General features: G+C 68.1%; 17 protein-coding genes and 4 tRNA genes. 13 read left to right on the forward strand and 8 right to left on the reverse strand.

Going from position 1 to position 13,839, the window contains the following annotated elements; genetic code table 11:
- Positions 1-71 precede the first annotated feature (71 nt).
- Positions 72-146: transfer RNA gene (locus VMD91_00390), tRNA-Val, on the reverse strand.
- Positions 147-332: 186 nt separating this feature from the next.
- On the opposite strand from VMD91_00390, the gene VMD91_00395 reads away from it, so the two are divergent.
- Together VMD91_00395 and VMD91_00400 are read left to right on the forward strand one after the other, a co-directional pair.
- Positions 333-1,061 (forward strand): hypothetical protein, encoded by a 729-nt coding sequence (locus VMD91_00395; protein HTW82507.1) that lies wholly within the window; start codon positions 333-335, stop codon positions 1,059-1,061.
- Positions 1,062-1,105: 44 nt separating this feature from the next.
- Positions 1,106-1,522 carry a VOC family protein gene (locus VMD91_00400; GenBank protein ID HTW82508.1) on the forward strand — a complete coding sequence of 139 codons (417 nt, stop codon included), beginning with the start codon at positions 1,106-1,108 and terminating at the stop codon, positions 1,520-1,522.
- Between the two features lie 16 nt (positions 1,523-1,538).
- Here the strand turns inward: VMD91_00400 and VMD91_00405 are convergent, their stop codons facing one another.
- Both VMD91_00405 and VMD91_00410 read right to left on the reverse strand, forming a co-directional pair.
- Positions 1,539-1,904: a hypothetical protein gene (locus VMD91_00405; protein ID HTW82509.1), complete on the reverse strand. Its 366-nt coding sequence runs from the start codon at positions 1,902-1,904 to the stop codon at positions 1,539-1,541.
- A gap of 17 nt (positions 1,905-1,921) precedes the next feature.
- Complete coding sequence (locus VMD91_00410) at positions 1,922-3,055, reverse strand: hypothetical protein (protein ID HTW82510.1); 1,134 nt, start codon at positions 3,053-3,055, stop codon at positions 1,922-1,924.
- A 79-nt stretch (positions 3,056-3,134) separates the two neighbouring features.
- On the opposite strand from VMD91_00410, the gene VMD91_00415 reads away from it, so the two are divergent.
- Both VMD91_00415 and VMD91_00420 read left to right on the forward strand, forming a co-directional pair.
- Positions 3,135-3,209, forward strand: a tRNA-Val gene (locus VMD91_00415).
- Between the two features lie 12 nt (positions 3,210-3,221).
- A tRNA-Asp gene (locus VMD91_00420) sits at positions 3,222-3,295 on the forward strand.
- A 694-nt stretch (positions 3,296-3,989) separates the two neighbouring features.
- Here VMD91_00420 and VMD91_00425 read toward each other — a convergent pair.
- On the reverse strand, positions 3,990-4,877 hold the full coding sequence (locus VMD91_00425) for a hypothetical protein (GenBank protein ID HTW82511.1): 888 nt from the start codon (positions 4,875-4,877) through the stop codon (positions 3,990-3,992).
- A 52-nt stretch (positions 4,878-4,929) separates the two neighbouring features.
- Here VMD91_00425 and VMD91_00430 point away from each other — a divergent pair, with 52 nt between their 5' ends.
- The 3 genes from VMD91_00430 to VMD91_00440 all read left to right on the forward strand — a co-directional run bounded on the left by VMD91_00430 (position 4,930) and on the right by VMD91_00440 (position 8,511).
- Positions 4,930-5,673 carry an ABC transporter ATP-binding protein gene (locus tag VMD91_00430; protein ID HTW82512.1) on the forward strand — a complete coding sequence of 248 codons (744 nt, stop codon included), beginning with the start codon at positions 4,930-4,932 and terminating at the stop codon, positions 5,671-5,673.
- Positions 5,670-6,428 carry an ABC transporter permease gene (locus VMD91_00435; protein HTW82513.1) on the forward strand — a complete coding sequence of 253 codons (759 nt, stop codon included), beginning with the start codon at positions 5,670-5,672 and terminating at the stop codon, positions 6,426-6,428. The genes VMD91_00430 and VMD91_00435 overlap by 4 nt, the downstream gene beginning before the upstream one ends.
- Before the next feature lie 181 nt (positions 6,429-6,609).
- Entirely contained in the window at positions 6,610-8,511 is a 1,902-nt protein-coding gene (locus VMD91_00440; protein ID HTW82514.1) for an EAL domain-containing protein, read from the forward strand.
- Here the strand turns inward: VMD91_00440 and VMD91_00445 are convergent.
- Entirely contained in the window at positions 8,508-8,855 is a 348-nt protein-coding gene (locus VMD91_00445; protein ID HTW82515.1) for a hypothetical protein, read from the reverse strand. The genes VMD91_00440 and VMD91_00445 overlap by 4 nt on opposite strands.
- 180 nt (positions 8,856-9,035) lie before the next feature.
- Here VMD91_00445 and VMD91_00450 point away from each other — a divergent pair, with 180 nt between their 5' ends.
- Both VMD91_00450 and VMD91_00455 read left to right on the forward strand, forming a co-directional pair.
- Positions 9,036-9,278 (forward strand): hypothetical protein, encoded by a 243-nt coding sequence (locus tag VMD91_00450; GenBank protein ID HTW82516.1) that lies wholly within the window; start codon positions 9,036-9,038, stop codon positions 9,276-9,278.
- A 55-nt stretch (positions 9,279-9,333) separates the two neighbouring features.
- A tRNA-Phe gene (locus VMD91_00455) sits at positions 9,334-9,409 on the forward strand.
- Between the two features lie 58 nt (positions 9,410-9,467).
- Here the strand turns inward: VMD91_00455 and VMD91_00460 are convergent.
- Positions 9,468-9,869: a hypothetical protein gene (locus VMD91_00460; GenBank protein HTW82517.1), complete on the reverse strand. Its 402-nt coding sequence runs from the start codon at positions 9,867-9,869 to the stop codon at positions 9,468-9,470.
- Positions 9,870-9,997: 128 nt separating this feature from the next.
- On the opposite strand from VMD91_00460, the gene VMD91_00465 reads away from it, so the two are divergent.
- Positions 9,998-10,372, forward strand: a complete 375-nt coding sequence (locus VMD91_00465) for a DUF6496 domain-containing protein (GenBank protein HTW82518.1) — start codon at positions 9,998-10,000, stop codon at positions 10,370-10,372.
- Here the strand turns inward: VMD91_00465 and VMD91_00470 are convergent.
- The gene (locus VMD91_00470; GenBank protein ID HTW82519.1) at positions 10,369-11,145 is read right to left on the reverse strand and encodes an exodeoxyribonuclease III; all 777 of its coding nucleotides are present in this window, start codon (positions 11,143-11,145) and stop codon (positions 10,369-10,371) included. The two genes, VMD91_00465 and VMD91_00470, sit on opposite strands and share 4 nt — an antisense overlap.
- Positions 11,146-11,217: 72 nt before the next feature.
- On the opposite strand from VMD91_00470, the gene VMD91_00475 reads away from it, so the two are divergent.
- From VMD91_00475 to VMD91_00485, 3 genes are read left to right on the forward strand one after another with little or no spacing between them, the layout of a single operon-like run.
- Complete coding sequence (locus VMD91_00475; protein HTW82520.1) at positions 11,218-11,571, forward strand: hypothetical protein; 354 nt, start codon at positions 11,218-11,220, stop codon at positions 11,569-11,571.
- 25 nt (positions 11,572-11,596) lie between these two features.
- Positions 11,597-12,589, forward strand: a complete 993-nt coding sequence (gene ligD / locus VMD91_00480; GenBank protein HTW82521.1) for a non-homologous end-joining DNA ligase — start codon at positions 11,597-11,599, stop codon at positions 12,587-12,589.
- A complete protein-coding gene (locus tag VMD91_00485; GenBank protein HTW82522.1) occupies positions 12,586-13,614 on the forward strand; it encodes an ATP-dependent DNA ligase in 1,029 nt (342 codons plus the stop codon). The genes ligD and VMD91_00485 overlap by 4 nt, the downstream gene beginning before the upstream one ends.
- Positions 13,615-13,668: 54 nt before the next feature.
- Here VMD91_00485 and VMD91_00490 read toward each other — a convergent pair whose 3' ends face one another.
- Complete coding sequence (locus VMD91_00490) at positions 13,669-13,824, reverse strand: hypothetical protein (GenBank protein HTW82523.1); 156 nt, start codon at positions 13,822-13,824, stop codon at positions 13,669-13,671.
- Between the last annotated feature and the right edge of the window lie 15 nt (positions 13,825-13,839).

Consider the following 13,839-nt stretch of genomic DNA (forward strand, 5'->3'; position numbering starts at 1 on the left):
CTTGGCAGCGGCCTCCACGTTTTTTTGACCTATGAAGAAGACCTCACAATATTGTGAGGTCTTCTTGGTCGTGGTGGGCGGCAGAAGGATTGAACTTCTGACCTCCACAGTGTCAATGTGGCGCTCTCCCACTGAGCTAGCCGCCCGTTCGAAACGACAGTCTACCGGAACAGACGCGGTGCGTCAAACCGCGCGGCGATTCCTCGCGTGACCCCGCGCACCATGTATCGGAACGGTTAAGGGACGCCATCCCCGGCGCCGACCAGAGGAGCAGGCGGGTGGTGAACCCCGCCCTTTTCGCCCCTTCTGCTGGACAAGCCGGGAGTCTTCAGATGTTCGAACGCACCCCCGCCACGCGCGCGCTGGCGGCGGCCGTGGCCGCTGCGGCGGTGCTGGCCGCCTGCTCCGGAGGCGGCGGCAGCGCGCCGATCTCGACGATCACGCCGGCCGGGCCGCAATCGGCCGTCCGCGCGGCGGCCGACGCCGACTGGAAGGGCGGCGGCGGCGCCTCGCCCGCCCCGAGCGTCATCAGCGCGAGCCCGAGCAGCCTCGAGTTCACCGCGCCGGAGGCGGCGGCCGGAACCGCGCAGACGGTGACGGTCACCGTCAACGACTCCGTCATCGACTCGGTCACCGCGTCGATCGCCGGCACCGGCAACTGCCCGACCGTCTCGCCCGCCACGCTCACCCCGCCGGCCAGCGCGCACCACAAGCACCACTCGCTGTTGTGGACGCTGATCTGGGACGTCTTCTGGTGGATCGACTGGCACAAGGACAATAGCGGTCACGACGAAGGGCCGTGGACGGCGAACCTGACGGTGACGCCTGCCGGCGCCGGCCCCGCCTCGTGCACGATCACGTTGACGGGCACGAACAGCGACGCCAAGGAGCATGCCTGCGATCCGACGCTGACGATCCCGGTTACCGTCGACGCGCCGGCCAGCCCCAGCCCCAGCCCGACGCCGAGTCCGACGCCGAGCCCCACCCCGACGCCGACGGCTACGCCGACCGCGGCCGCGACGCCGACGCCGACGCCCACCCCGATCTCCCGCGGCGGCTGACGCCGTCCGGCAGGGTCTGACGGGCGCGTAGCGCAGCGAATCGGATGACCTCGCTGCGCTACGAGTCCGTCGCCCCGGTGCTGATCGTCGAAACGGTCGAGCCGACGCGCGACTTCTTCCGCGATCGGCTCGGCTTCTCGCAAGTCGCCGAGGTGCCGCACGAGGGACACCTCGGCTTCGCGATGCTCGAAAAAGACGGCGTCACCGTGATGGTGCAGTCGCACGCCAGCGTGATCGCCGACGTCGGCCACGACGCGGCCCGCGCCGTCAACGCGACGATGTCGGGCCGTGGTGCGGCGACGTTGTTCGTGACCGTCAACGAGATCGAGCTGCTCGTCCCCGCCGTCGCCGACGCGGACGTGCTCGTACCGTTGCGCAAGACGTTCTACGGCATGCACGAGATCACGATCCGCGAACCGGGCGGGCACGCGATCACGTTCGCCTCACGGTTGGCGACGTGATCGCGCGCGGGTCGAATCAGCCCTTTTGCTGCTTGACCATCATCTGGTGGCGGTTGAGGACCTCGATCCGGTCAGCGTGCCGCTGGCCTAGGAACTTCTGGTCGTAGTAGACCTTGATGAGCTGGTCGCGATGCAGCGCGCTCATCTGGTACGTGGTCTTGCCGTCTTCGGAGAAGATCTGGTCGAAGTGCGGCACCAGCAGGAAGCTCAGCTCCTTGCCGGTTTTGTCGTCGATGACCTTGACGTTGGTCGTCGAGATGTGGACGAGGCTGCCCTCGACCCAGGCTGAGCCGACAGGGCCCGCGATCGCGGGGGCCGGCATCGAGAAGCTTGCGACGAGTGGGAGTGCCGCGAGACCTGCGGCGAGCAGAAAAGTACGCATGGCGCCGTTGTACCCGGCTAGGCTGCTTTCTTTGCACCGGTCCGGCGCTTCTTTTTCCGGACCGCCTTGACGGAAGCGGTCAGGGCCTCGGCGAGGGGCCGGGCCTCGTCGGCGATGATCCGCTCGACCAGGCCGACGACGGCGCACTCCTCGTCGTGCAGGTCGTGCGCCGCGGCCTTGGCGACGGCGCGCGCCGCCAGCTCCAGGGCACCGTTCGCGACGAAGCGGTCGATGATACCGGGAAAGATGTAGGACTTGCGGCAGACGGCCGGCGTGTTCCCCAAGCGCTCGGCGACGGCCGCCACCACCTCGGCGACCTGCTTTTTGCGGCCGGTCGCGCTGGCTTCGGGCTCGTGGATCGCCGCCAGCTGCAGTGCGCAGGAGAGCGTCGCCTGCCACGTGCGATAGTCTTTGGCGGTGAAATCCTCGCCCGAGGCCGCGCGCAGATAGGCGTTGACGTCCTCCGAGCGGACCTCGTGCGGCGCGCCGTCTTCGCCGACGTACTCGAAAAGGTGTTGGCCGGGCAGGTCCTGCACGGCGGCGACGATGCGCGCGACGCGCCGATCGTGCACCGTCACGTCGTGCATCTTGCCGCTCTTGCCGCGGAAGTGGAAGCGGATCATCGCACCGTGCACGCGCACGTGCTCTTCGTGCAGCGTCGTCAGCCCGAACGAGTCGTTTTCCCGCTCGTACTCTTCGTTGCCGACGCGGATCGAGGTCTCTTCGAGCAGCCGCACCAGCGTCGCGAGGACCCGCTCGCGCGGCAAACCGCGCAGCGCGAGATCGCGTGCGACCGCGGCACGGATCGTCGGCAACGCCTTGGCGAAAGCCAGCATGCGGTCGAACTTCGTCTCGTCGCGCACCGCGCGCCAGCGCTTGTGGTAGCGGTATTGCTTGCGTCCGCGCGCGTCGCGACCGGTCGCCTGGAGGTGGCCGTCGGCCAGCGGGGAGATCCAGACGTCTTGGTAGGCGGGCGGGATCGCCAGGGCGCGGATCCGCGCCAGCGTGGCGGCGTCGCGCACGGGGCGCCCCTGCGGATCGACGTACCGGAAGGCGCGGCCCTGCCGCACGCGCCGAATGCCCGGCTGAGCGTCCGTCGTGTAGCGGAGCCCGGCTGCCTTGGCCGCCTGCGGGCCGTCGGTCGCTTCCATGACGCGATTCTACCCCAACGACCCTGGACAGGAATCGCCCACCCCGCTACAATAACCCGGTTCGTCCGTCGAGCGCCGTGGGCGCGTAGCTCAGTGGGAGAGCATCCGCTTCACACGCGGGGGGTCGTTGGTTCAATCCCAACCGTGCCCACCATGACCACTCGATGGCGTTGTAGCTCAGTTGGTTAGAGCGCCGCCCTGTCACGGCGGAGGTCGTGGGTTCGAGCCCCATCAACGTCGATTCTGGAAAAAGCCCCGTGAACCACGGGGCTTTTTCTTTGCCCGTCGTGCGAGATGCGCCGCCAGAAGGTCCCGGCTGCGGCCAAGCTCACCATAATTGGCCCCTTGGGGCTAACGCGGCTTTGCTTCGCGGTTAGAGACGAACATGCCGACTGCCATTAAGGTCGCGATGCCCAATAAGTCCGGCCACTTCCCAGCGCGTAACCAGCCTGTAAGCTCCCCCACGACTCCCGCCATAGCAGCGGCGACGAGCCCGCGACAACAGCGACGACTACCCGAACACGACGCGTGCGTGGCGGCTGCGTCATGGCCACCCAGACGGCAGACCATACGGACTGGGGTTTGGATATAGGCTGAAGATCCGGCATTCCGAGCTACTGTGCGACGACGGTTATGCTGACGGTATCGCTAACTGCGTCAAAGTCGCCGGACAGGCAATAGCCGTCGCTGTTCAGTCTCCTGCGTGTGCTGCGGCGTATCAGTCACGCCGCGATCCCCCCCTCTCGCGGTAAAAGAGGAAAAAACCAATCGCCATTCCGATTCCCATACTTGAGGCTCCCGACCACCGTCCATTGAACCAGCCTAATAGTCCTCCCGCGATCCCCGCGACGGCAGCGACGACTAGCCGACCACGAAGCGTACGTGGCGGACGCGTCATGGCCGACCATATAGGCTGAAGATTCGGCATTCCGAACTACTGTGCGATGACGGTTATGGTGACGGTATCGCTAACTGCGTCAAAGTCGCCGGATAGGTAATAGCCGTCGCTGTTCAGTTCGCTTCCTGTACTTACCGTAACGTCAACGCTATTCCAGGCGCCAGTACCGTCATTCGCGTCCGAGTTCCAAAAACTGAAAGTTGCACCCACCGCTCCGCCGAATATTTGCTGCCCCCACCCTTCGCCGATTGTAGCAGCGACGACTACTCCGATCGGATTGGCGGTTAAGGCTCCTCCGATGGCGGTACCGACAACGGTGCCCACCGTTCCGCCCCACCAACTCCAAAATCCGCTGCCGGGCTGTGCGGGAACGTACGTCGGGGGCTTCACGAGAAACGGAGGTGGCGTGGCGCCGGACACCGCTCGCACGATGGCGGCGAGCCACGCCGAAGCCTGCGCTCCGTGGAAAGAGGTAACCTGTGACGAGGTGAACGCAGCAAGCTGTGTCGGCGTCACCGTTCCGATTTGCGCCGGCGTCAAGCCATAGATTTCTGCGGCGGTGAGCGCCTGTATCTCCGCGATTGTGAGCCCCGCGAGGCTGCCACCTACGCCACCGCCGGTGCCGCAATCGCCGGGCGCGCAAACAATGTCAGCGCCGGAAGTGTGAAGGCGGCTAGCGGGCAGACGATTGGATGGGACAAACTGCGCACCACCGGCGCCGCACCCCGCTAAGGCCACGGTGCCTAGTCCGATGAGGAAGCTCTTCCGCGAGTCCACGTGATGAGCGGTCTTGTTCATGGCAAATACACCCCTATTCAGCCTTGAAAGACGAGGAGGCGCCGCGCTTAGCTGTCGTTCAGAAAGAGTCCTTCTTTTGCTCCACAGCGACCCGAAGACGCACGCGGCGAACGCGTCGATCAGCAAAGCGGGCGCCGCTCCAAGGGGCGGCGTTCGCTTTTCCGAACGCCGAACTGCCGTGGCATCCATCGCGATCGAGCACCTCACGAAACGGTATCCCAACGGCACCCTCGCGTTGGACGACGTCAACCTCAGCATCGCGGAGCACGAGTTCGTCGCCATCGTCGGACCCAGCGGCTGCGGCAAGAGCACTTTGCTGCGCATCCTGGCCGGCCTGGACGCGGCCAGCGAGGGACACGTCCGCGTCGCCGGCCCGCCGCCGCGCGCCGACCAGCTGCCCAGCGCGACCGTCTTCCAAGAGCAATCGCTCTTCCCGTGGATGCGGGTGGGCGAGAACGTCGCGTTCGCGTTCGACGCGCTGCCGGTGCCCCGCGCGCAGGTGCAGGCGCGCGTGCGCGAAGTCTTGGAACTCGTCGGCCTGGCGGACTACGAGCGCGCGTGGCCATATCAGCTCTCCGGCGGGATGAAGCAGCGCGCGGCGGTGGCGCGCGCGTTCGCCGTCCAGGCGCCGGTGCTGTTCATGGACGAACCGTTCGGTGCGCTCGACGAGCAGACGCGGGTCGGGATGGCCGATCAGCTGATGCGCCTGTGGGAGCGCGCGCCGAGAACCGTCGTCTTCGTGACCCACGGCATTGAAGAAGCGGTGACGCTGGCCGACCGCGTCGTCGTGCTCAGCACGCGTCCGGGCCGCGTCAAGGCCGTGCTGCCGATCGACTTTCCTCGACCGCGCGACGCGGTGGCGCTGCGCGCCGCGCCGGGCTTCGGCGAGCTGGTCGTGCGCATCTGGGAGCTGTTGCGGTGAACGCGCTCGAACGCGCGCTGCGGATCGCGGCGCCGCTCTCGCTGGTCGCGCTCTGGCAGCTGCTGGTCTCGACGCGCGTGCTCAATCCGGGCCTGTTTCCGCCGCCCAGCGCGATCTTCGCCAGCTTCGTGGCCTATGCGGCCGGCGGCGAGCTGTGGACCAACGCGGCCTGGACGCTCTCGCGCGTGCTGATCGGCCTGGTCCTGGGCGGCGTGCCAGGGACGCTGATCGGTTTGTGGATGGGGACGAACCGGTGGGCGCGCGCGTACTTCGGGCCGGTCATCGCGCTGCTCTACCCGGTGCCGAAGATCGCGATTCTGCCGCTGCTCTACTTCGTCTTCGGTGCCGGCGAAGGCGCGCGCTGGGCGGCGGTGGCCATCGGCGTCTTCTTTCTGATGGCGATCAACACCGAAGCCGGCGTGCGGCAGATCGAGACCATCTACCTGGACGTCGCTCGCGCCTACCGCACGCGTCGCCGGACGGTGTTCTTGCGCATCTTGTTGCCCGGCGCGCTGCCGAACATCTACGCCGGCCTCAAGCTGAGCGTGGGCATCGCGATCGTGCTGACGGTGGCGGCCGAGTTTCAGCTCACGCAGACGGGCCTCGGCTTCGCGATCTTCAACGCCGGACAGCTGCTGCTGGTCGACCGTCTCTACGCGGCGCTGGTCGCGGTTTCACTGCTCGGTTTTGGGCTCTCGGTGCTGGTCGATGGCTGCGAACGGCTCGCTTTGCCATGGCGCCGGCGGCGGACCTAAATCACGATCGCTTGACCTGCTAGGAGTCCTTCAAGGCGAAGGGTTGTTCGCTTGGCGAAGGCTCACGCCCGTGGAACCGGACGGTAGAACGACTGCCCGCAAGCATCTGCGTGCCGTCATCGTCGCTGCCGCGCCGGAGGAGTCGGCTCGCTGGGCGGATGCAGCGCGCGAAGACGTCTCTTTGAGCGCTCACCACGCCCTCGGTTTACACGAGGCGCTGCGTATCGTCGCGGAGCGCGAGCTCGACGTCGCGATCATCGCGCCGCACGTCGCCGACGGCTCGTACCGCGACCTCTTGCGGCGGCTGCAAGTCGCGCGCGAAGACCTTCCGGTCGTCCTGGTGGGCGACCTCGAACCCGACGCGATGCACGACGCGTTCGCGCTCGGCGCGGCGGACATCGTGGCGCAACCCGAGCTGCTGCGGCTGGGCCAAGCGTTGGTGCGCGCGGTGCGCGACGGCACCTTGTCGGCGCAGTTGCGCAACGCGCGCGCGCAGAACGCGTTGCTCGACGAGACGCTGCGGCGCACGCGCGAGGACGTCGTCGTCGTCGGCATCGAGGGCGGCGAGTCGACGGTCGTCTACGCGACCCGCCACGACTTGATCGGACGCCCCATCACCGAGCTGCCGTTCGTGCGCGACGGCGAAGAAGCCGAGGAGCTTTCGGCGGCCGTCGCCGGCTGCCGTTCGACGCGCTTGACCTTCGCCTCGGGCGCGATCGCGGTCGAACCGCTGGCGGCGCCGCCGCACGACCGCCACTACGTCGCGATCGTCCACGAGCGCGGCGGCCGGGTCGCGCTCGAGGAACGCGACCCCGTCACCGGGTTGCCGCAGCGTTCGACCTTCGAGCGCCTCGCGCAGCGCGTCTTGGCGGAAGCGGATCGCGAAGGCGTCTCGGTCGCGGTGCTGTTCCTCGACGTCGACCGCTTCCACGTCGTCAACGAGCTGGCCGGCCACCGGACCGGCGATCGCGTCCTGCGCGAGATCGCGACCCGCTTGCGCGAGGCGCTGCCCGCCGCGCACGTCGCTCGCTTCGGCGGAGACGAGTTCGTCGTGCTGCGGCTCGAGGACGAGCCCGGCATCGCGCGTTCCGCCACGCAGGCGGCGGCCGGCGCGTTCGCCGCGCCGTTCATCGTCGCCGACAAGCCGGTCTATCTGACGGCCAGCATCGGCGTCGCGCTGGCGCCCGACGACGCCACCGACGTCGCCGGTTTGATCGGCACCGCCGAGGCCGCGGTCTTCGAGGCCAAGCGGCTCGGCCGCAACACGGTGCGCTGGTACCGTTCCAGCGGCGGCTCGGCATCGCTCGAGCGGGTTGCCATGCGGCGCGACTTGCAAGGCGCGATCGAACGCGGCGAGTTCGACGTCTACTATCAGCCGATCTACGACATCGGCACGCACGTCATCCAAGGCGTCGAGGCGCTGGTGCGCTGGCGCCACCCGCTGCACGGGATGATCCAGCCCGACCGGTTCATCCCGGTCGCCGAAGAGTGCGGTTTGATCGAGGAGCTCGGAGCCTGGGTGCTCGAGCAGTCGATTGCGCAGGTGCGAACGTGGGCCGATGCGGGCATTCCCGGGATCCGGGTGAGCGTCAACGTCTCCGCGCGGCAGCTCGAGAGCAACGCGTTTCCCGGTCTGGTGCGCATTCTGCTCGAACGCTATCAAGTCGCCGCGCAGTACCTGGAGATCGAGATCACCGAGTCGTCGATCATGCGCGACGTCGGTGCGGCGGCGCGTTTGCTGCGCCGGCTGCGCGAGCTGGGCGTTCGCGTCGCGATCGACGACTTCGGCACCGGCTACACCTCGCTCGCGTTCCTCAAGCGCTTTCCGATCGATCAGCTCAAGATCGACCGCTCGTTCGTCGTCGACGTCACCGCGGGCGCGTTCGACGGCGCGGTCATCCGCGCGGTGACGACGCTGGCGCGTGCGCTGGGCGTGCAGACCGTCGCCGAGGGCGTCGAGCTGCCCGAACAGGTCGAGCGGTTACGCGCGCTCGACTGCGATTTCGTGCAGGGCTTTCTGTTCAGCGAGCCGATGCCGGCCGCCGCCTGTACCGTGCTGCTCGCGGCGGGGCGCGCCGGCTAGAGCGTCGCGCGGCGCACGATCGCCGCGCTCCAGAGCGAGAGCAACAGCACCAGCGCGCCGAGCGCGACCGAGACGGGGTGGTGCGTCGGAATACCGTTGGCCCACAGCGGCGCACACAGCAGCCACAGTCCCAGGGCCGCGCCGAACAGCTCGGCGCGCACGCTGCTCGGGCGCGACATCGCCCACAGCGTGCTGGAGAGGATCAGCGCGCCGACGATCCAGGCGTTGACGGTGCTGCTCAGGCTGGCGGCGTCGCCGTCGTACCAGGGGATGACGATGACGGCGATCGCGACGACGAGCTTGCAGACGTCCTGCAGGCGTGCCTCGTCAGGCTCCCGCCGCACCGACGCGCTTTGAAACCCGTGAATCATCGCCACCTCCGGTCGCTCGGCGACCTGCCTTATCCCGAGTGTACCTCAGGAAATTGCCAGAATCCAGTCCGCCGGCCGGAAACGGCTGCCAAGCTCGCCCGAATAGGCCAAGGCAAGCGTTCGATCGAACGTGCCGGTATGAAGAAGAGCGTGGTGCTTCTCATGGTCCTCGCGGCGGAGCTTCCCGTCGCCGCGGCCGCCGCCACCAACGGCGCGGTCGCGATCACGATCCCTCTCCCCGTCCAGGCGCAGCTGACCTTCGGTCAGCGTCCGGTGGCGTTCTTCCGCTCGCCCACGACGCTGTGCTTCGCGAAAGGGGTGCAGCGCTCACTCACCTTGGCGACCGCGATCCAACCGAAGCAACTCACCGGGGTTCCGGTCTGCCCGCCGCGCTGACGCGCGAACGGAGGGGATGCAACTGGGGCGGTTGAATCGTGGTCGGTCGCCCCAGGCCGAGATAGCTCAGTTGGTAGAGCACGGGTCTGAAAAACCCGGTGTCGCCAGTTCGATTCTGGCTCTCGGCACCATGTGAAGAAGCCCGGAACCGTGACGGTGTCCGGGCTTTTCGTCATTCGTCGGAGCGGCTCAGATGTGCGTCGAGGGTCCGGCGGACGTGAAGTAGGTGATGTCGATGCCCGGGCGCAGGACCGTCGCCTTGATGACGCCGTCGCGGAACGTGCCGGTGATCTCCTCGGTGCGCGCGGCGCCGCCGATGTCGAGCCAGAGCTTGTCGCCTTGCACGGAACCGCTGACGGCCTGGATGTTGCCCTCGTCGGCGAGTCGGTAGGTCCCCTGGATGATGCCGTTCGGGAAGACCGTCATCGAGAGGACGCCGTCGAACTCACCGGCGTGGTTCTCGATCGTCTCGCGCGTCCGTAAGAGGTAGTGCGTGGCCGCGCCCGGCTGGGCCGACACGGCCAGCGGCAGGGCGAGCGACGCCAGCAGCGCGGCGGCGAGGGCGACGGGGCGGCGGAAGCGTGCGATCATGGTGTTCTCCGATCTCTTCCTTTCCGGTACCGCACCACGCTCAACGTACGCTGGGATTGCTTCGTCTCCGAGGCGCCTGGCGAGCCTCGGCTGTGGGTAAGCCTGCGAGCAAAGGAGGGCATGTGCCGATGGCAACCCGCAAGAAGACCACCCGCAAGAAGACCTCCGCTCGAAAGAAGACGGCGTCGCGCAAGACGACGGCGTCGCGCAAGAAGACGACGACCCGCAAGAAAACGACGACCCGCAAGAAGACGACCGGCCGCAAGAAGACCTCGGCGCGCAAGAAGAGCACCAGTCGCCGCAAGTACAGTCCGGCGTCGGGCGAGTACGTGCGTAAAGAGATGGACGAGTACAAGAAAGGCTCCGCGCGCAGCGGCCGCGGCGGGAAGGGCGGCAAGGTGCGCAGCCGCAAACAGGCGATCGCGATCGGGCTCTCCGAAGCGCGCCGGGCCGGCAAGAAAGTCCCCTCGCGCGCCGGCGCGCGCAAGCGCAAGAAGAGCTAGCCCAACTCGTATTCGATCGTCACCGGCGCGTGGTCGGAGAACCGCTCGTCGCGGTAGATCCCGGCCGCGCGCACGCCGGCGGCGACGTCGGGGGTGACCAGCTGGTAGTCGATGCGCCAGCCCAGATTGTTCTCCCAGGCGCCTTTCCAGCCCGACCACCAGGTGAACTGACGCTTCTCTTTGTTGACGACGCGGAACGCGTCGACCCAACCGACGCGATCGATCACGTCGTCCATCCAGGCGCGCTCTTGCGGGAGAAAGCCGGTCGTGTTCGCGCAGCGCGCGGGATTGAACACGTCGATGTCTTGGTGCGCAATGTTGTAGTCGCCGCAGATCAGGAACGGACGGCCCTCGTTCTTCATCTGCGCGAGGTTGGCGATGAAGCGGTCGAGGAAGTACTCTTTCACCGCTTGGCGCGCGGGTCCGGTCGTCCCCGACGGGACGTAGAGCGAGGCGATCGAGAACTCGGCGAAGTCCATCCGCACGAAACGGCCCTCGGCGTCCATGTCGGGCATGCCCAAGCCGCGCACGATGCGTTCCGGTTTGCGCTTGGCGTAGAGCGCGACGCCGCTGTAGCCTTTCTTCTCGGCGTCCACGAACGCCGAGTTGTACGCGGTCAGGTCCATCGCTTCGGGCGGCAGCTGGTGCTCCTGCGCCTTGGTCTCCTGGAGGCAGACCACGTCGGGATCCTGGGCGGCCATCCAGCGGAAGAAGCCCTTGCGGGCGGCGGCACGGATGCCGTTCAGATTGCAGGTGATGACCTTCAGGCGCACCGGCGGAGCCTTCGCGGGCCGCTTCGAACCTCCGGCGGCGGGTGAAGCGAGCGCTCAATAGAACGCTACTACATGAAGCGAATCGGAACGCCGCTCGCCGCACTCGCCGCTGCGCTCGCATCGTGTCCGCCGGCGCTTGCCGCCACGCACATGACCGTCAACCTGACGCTCATGGCGCCGACGCAGGCGATGTTCGTGTTCCGCGGCTCCCCGACCACCGTGCCGAACGAGGGCGGGCTGAACGTGACCGTGAGCGGCAACGTCGTGACGGTGTCGGCGCCCGGCGGCGGCCGCCTGCCGCCGTTCTTCACCGTCGGGATTCAGCCGAACGGCTGTCTCCTGAGCGCCACCCAAAGCTCGGCGGGCCGCACCGTGCCGCTGCCGCTGTCCGATATCGCGCGCGTCCCGAAGTGTCCGCGGCGGTAGACCCGTTGTGCGGTAAGCTTCCCGTGTGAGTGCGCCCCGCTTCGATCCCGGCCGCATCGCGATCCCGCGGGATCGCGACGGTGCCCTGCTGCGCTTCGAGGGGCGTGAGGTCGCGCTGAGCAACCTGCGCAAGCCCTTCTGGCCGGAGCTGGGGATCACCAAGGGCGATCTCTTGCAGTACTATGCCGACGTCGCGCCGTTCTTGGTGCCGTACTTGAACGACCGGGCCGAGGTGATGAAGCGCTACCCCGACGGCGCCGGCGGCGACTACTTCTACATGAAGCGTACGCCGCCGGGTGCCCCGCCGTGGCTGCGCACCTGCGCGATCGAGCACGGCTCGGGCAGCGTGATCGCGTTCCCCGTCGTCGAGGACGTCGCCGGGCTGTTGTGGCTGGTGAACTTGGGCTGCATCGACCTCAACGAGTGGTACGCGCGCTGCGACGACATCGACCGCCCGGACTACCTGCACTTCGACCTCGATCCGGTCGAAGGCACGCCCTTCGCGACGGTGCGCGAGGTCGCGCTGCACGTGCACGCGGCGCTCGGCGAGCTCGGCATCCCGTGCTACGCGAAGACCTCGGGCTCCTCGGGTATGCACGTCTACGTGCCGATCGTGCGCGGCCCCGTGCAAAAGGAAGTCTGGACGTTCGCCAAGGCCTTCGCGCAGACGTTGGAGCGGATGCACCCGGACGTCGTGACGGCCGAGTACCGCATCGCGCGCCGTCCCGCCGGTCGCGTGCTGGTCGACTACAACCAGAACGCGTGGGGCAAGACGTTGGCGTCGGTCTACTCGGTGCGGCCCACGCCGGTCGCCTCGATCTCGACGCCGGTCGGCTGGGACGAGGTCGCGGCCGGCATCGAGATCGCCGACTTCACGCTGGCGACGATCCGCGCGCGGCTGGCGAGCGTCGGCGACCTGTGGGCGCCGGTCGGAGCAGCCGAGGGTCGCGTCGATCTCGGCCGCTTTCTCGACCCCGGCGCGAAGCCGCGCGCGAAACGCAAAGCGAGCGCGCGATGATCGCCGTCGACTACCCGCCGATGGAGATGCGCGCCGTGGAGCGCCTGCCGGACGGAGACGGTTGGCTCTACGAGCCGAAGTGGGACGGCTTTCGTTGCGTCGCGCACCGCGACGGACGCGAGGTCGCGCTGACCTCGAAGGCGGGGCAGCCGCTGGCGCGCTACTTTCCCGAGATCGTCGACGCGCTGCGCGCGCTCGACGCCGATCGTTTCTCGCTCGACGGCGAGCTGGTCGTGTGGGCCGGCGGCGGGTTGTCGTTCGACGCGCTACAGCAGCGCATCCACCCCGCCGCGAGCCGCGTCGCGATGCTGGCGGAGGCGACGCCGGCGATCTATCTCGCCTTCGACCTGTTGCGTCTGGACGGCACGGACTGGAACGACCAGCCGATCGAGCGCCGGCGCCCGGCGCTCGAAGCGCTGGCCGAGCAGTTCCGCGCGCCGCGGCTGCGCTTGAGTCCGGCGACCCGTTCGCGCGCGGTCGCGGACGGATGGCTCTCGGGTGCCGGCGGCGCGATCGACGGCGTGGTCGCCAAACGACTCGGCGTTCCGTACGCCAGCGGCCGGCGTGACGCCGCGGTCAAGGTGAAGAAGATGCGCACCGCCGACTGCGTCATCGGCGGGTACCGCTATGCGAAGGGATCGACGACGCGCGTCGGGTCGCTGTTGCTCGGGCTGTACGACGACGACGGTCTGCTCGACTACGTCGGGTTTTGCAGCGCGTTTTCGAACGCCGAACGCGAAGCGCTGGTGGCGCGGCTGCGCCCGCACGTAGGCGAGCCGGGCTTCACCGGCGGCGCGCCCGACACCGCGCCGAGCCGCTGGGACCGTGGCGAGGATCGCGACAAGTCGTACGTCAAGCTCAAGCCCGAGCTCGTCCTCGAGGTCGAGTTCGACCTGGTGACGGGCGGCCGGATTCGGCACGGAACGCGCCCGGTGCGCTGGCGAACGGATAAATCGCCGGCGACGTGCACGCGTGAGCAGCTGGAGACCCTCGACACGTTCAGCGCGTCGATCATCCAGGGTTGAGCCAGCCACCCCGCGAGGGCGGCAGCGGGCCGGGCCGAGCCGACGGCGTTTCGATCAGGCGGCGACCCGCGGGGCCGGCATCAGCTCCAGCTCTCGGGCGAGGTCGATCTCGATCTGGCAATCCAAGCAGCGCACCCGCAGCCCCAGCCCGGCTTCGGCCGGCTGGTCGTGATCGGCGCCGCAGTCGGGGCATTCGAACCACACGTCCATGTCGGCAGGTTACGC

This window comes from Candidatus Sulfotelmatobacter sp., from assembly GCA_035504415.1.
Taxonomy (GTDB): Bacteria; Vulcanimicrobiota; Vulcanimicrobiia; order Vulcanimicrobiales; family Vulcanimicrobiaceae; genus Vulcanimicrobium.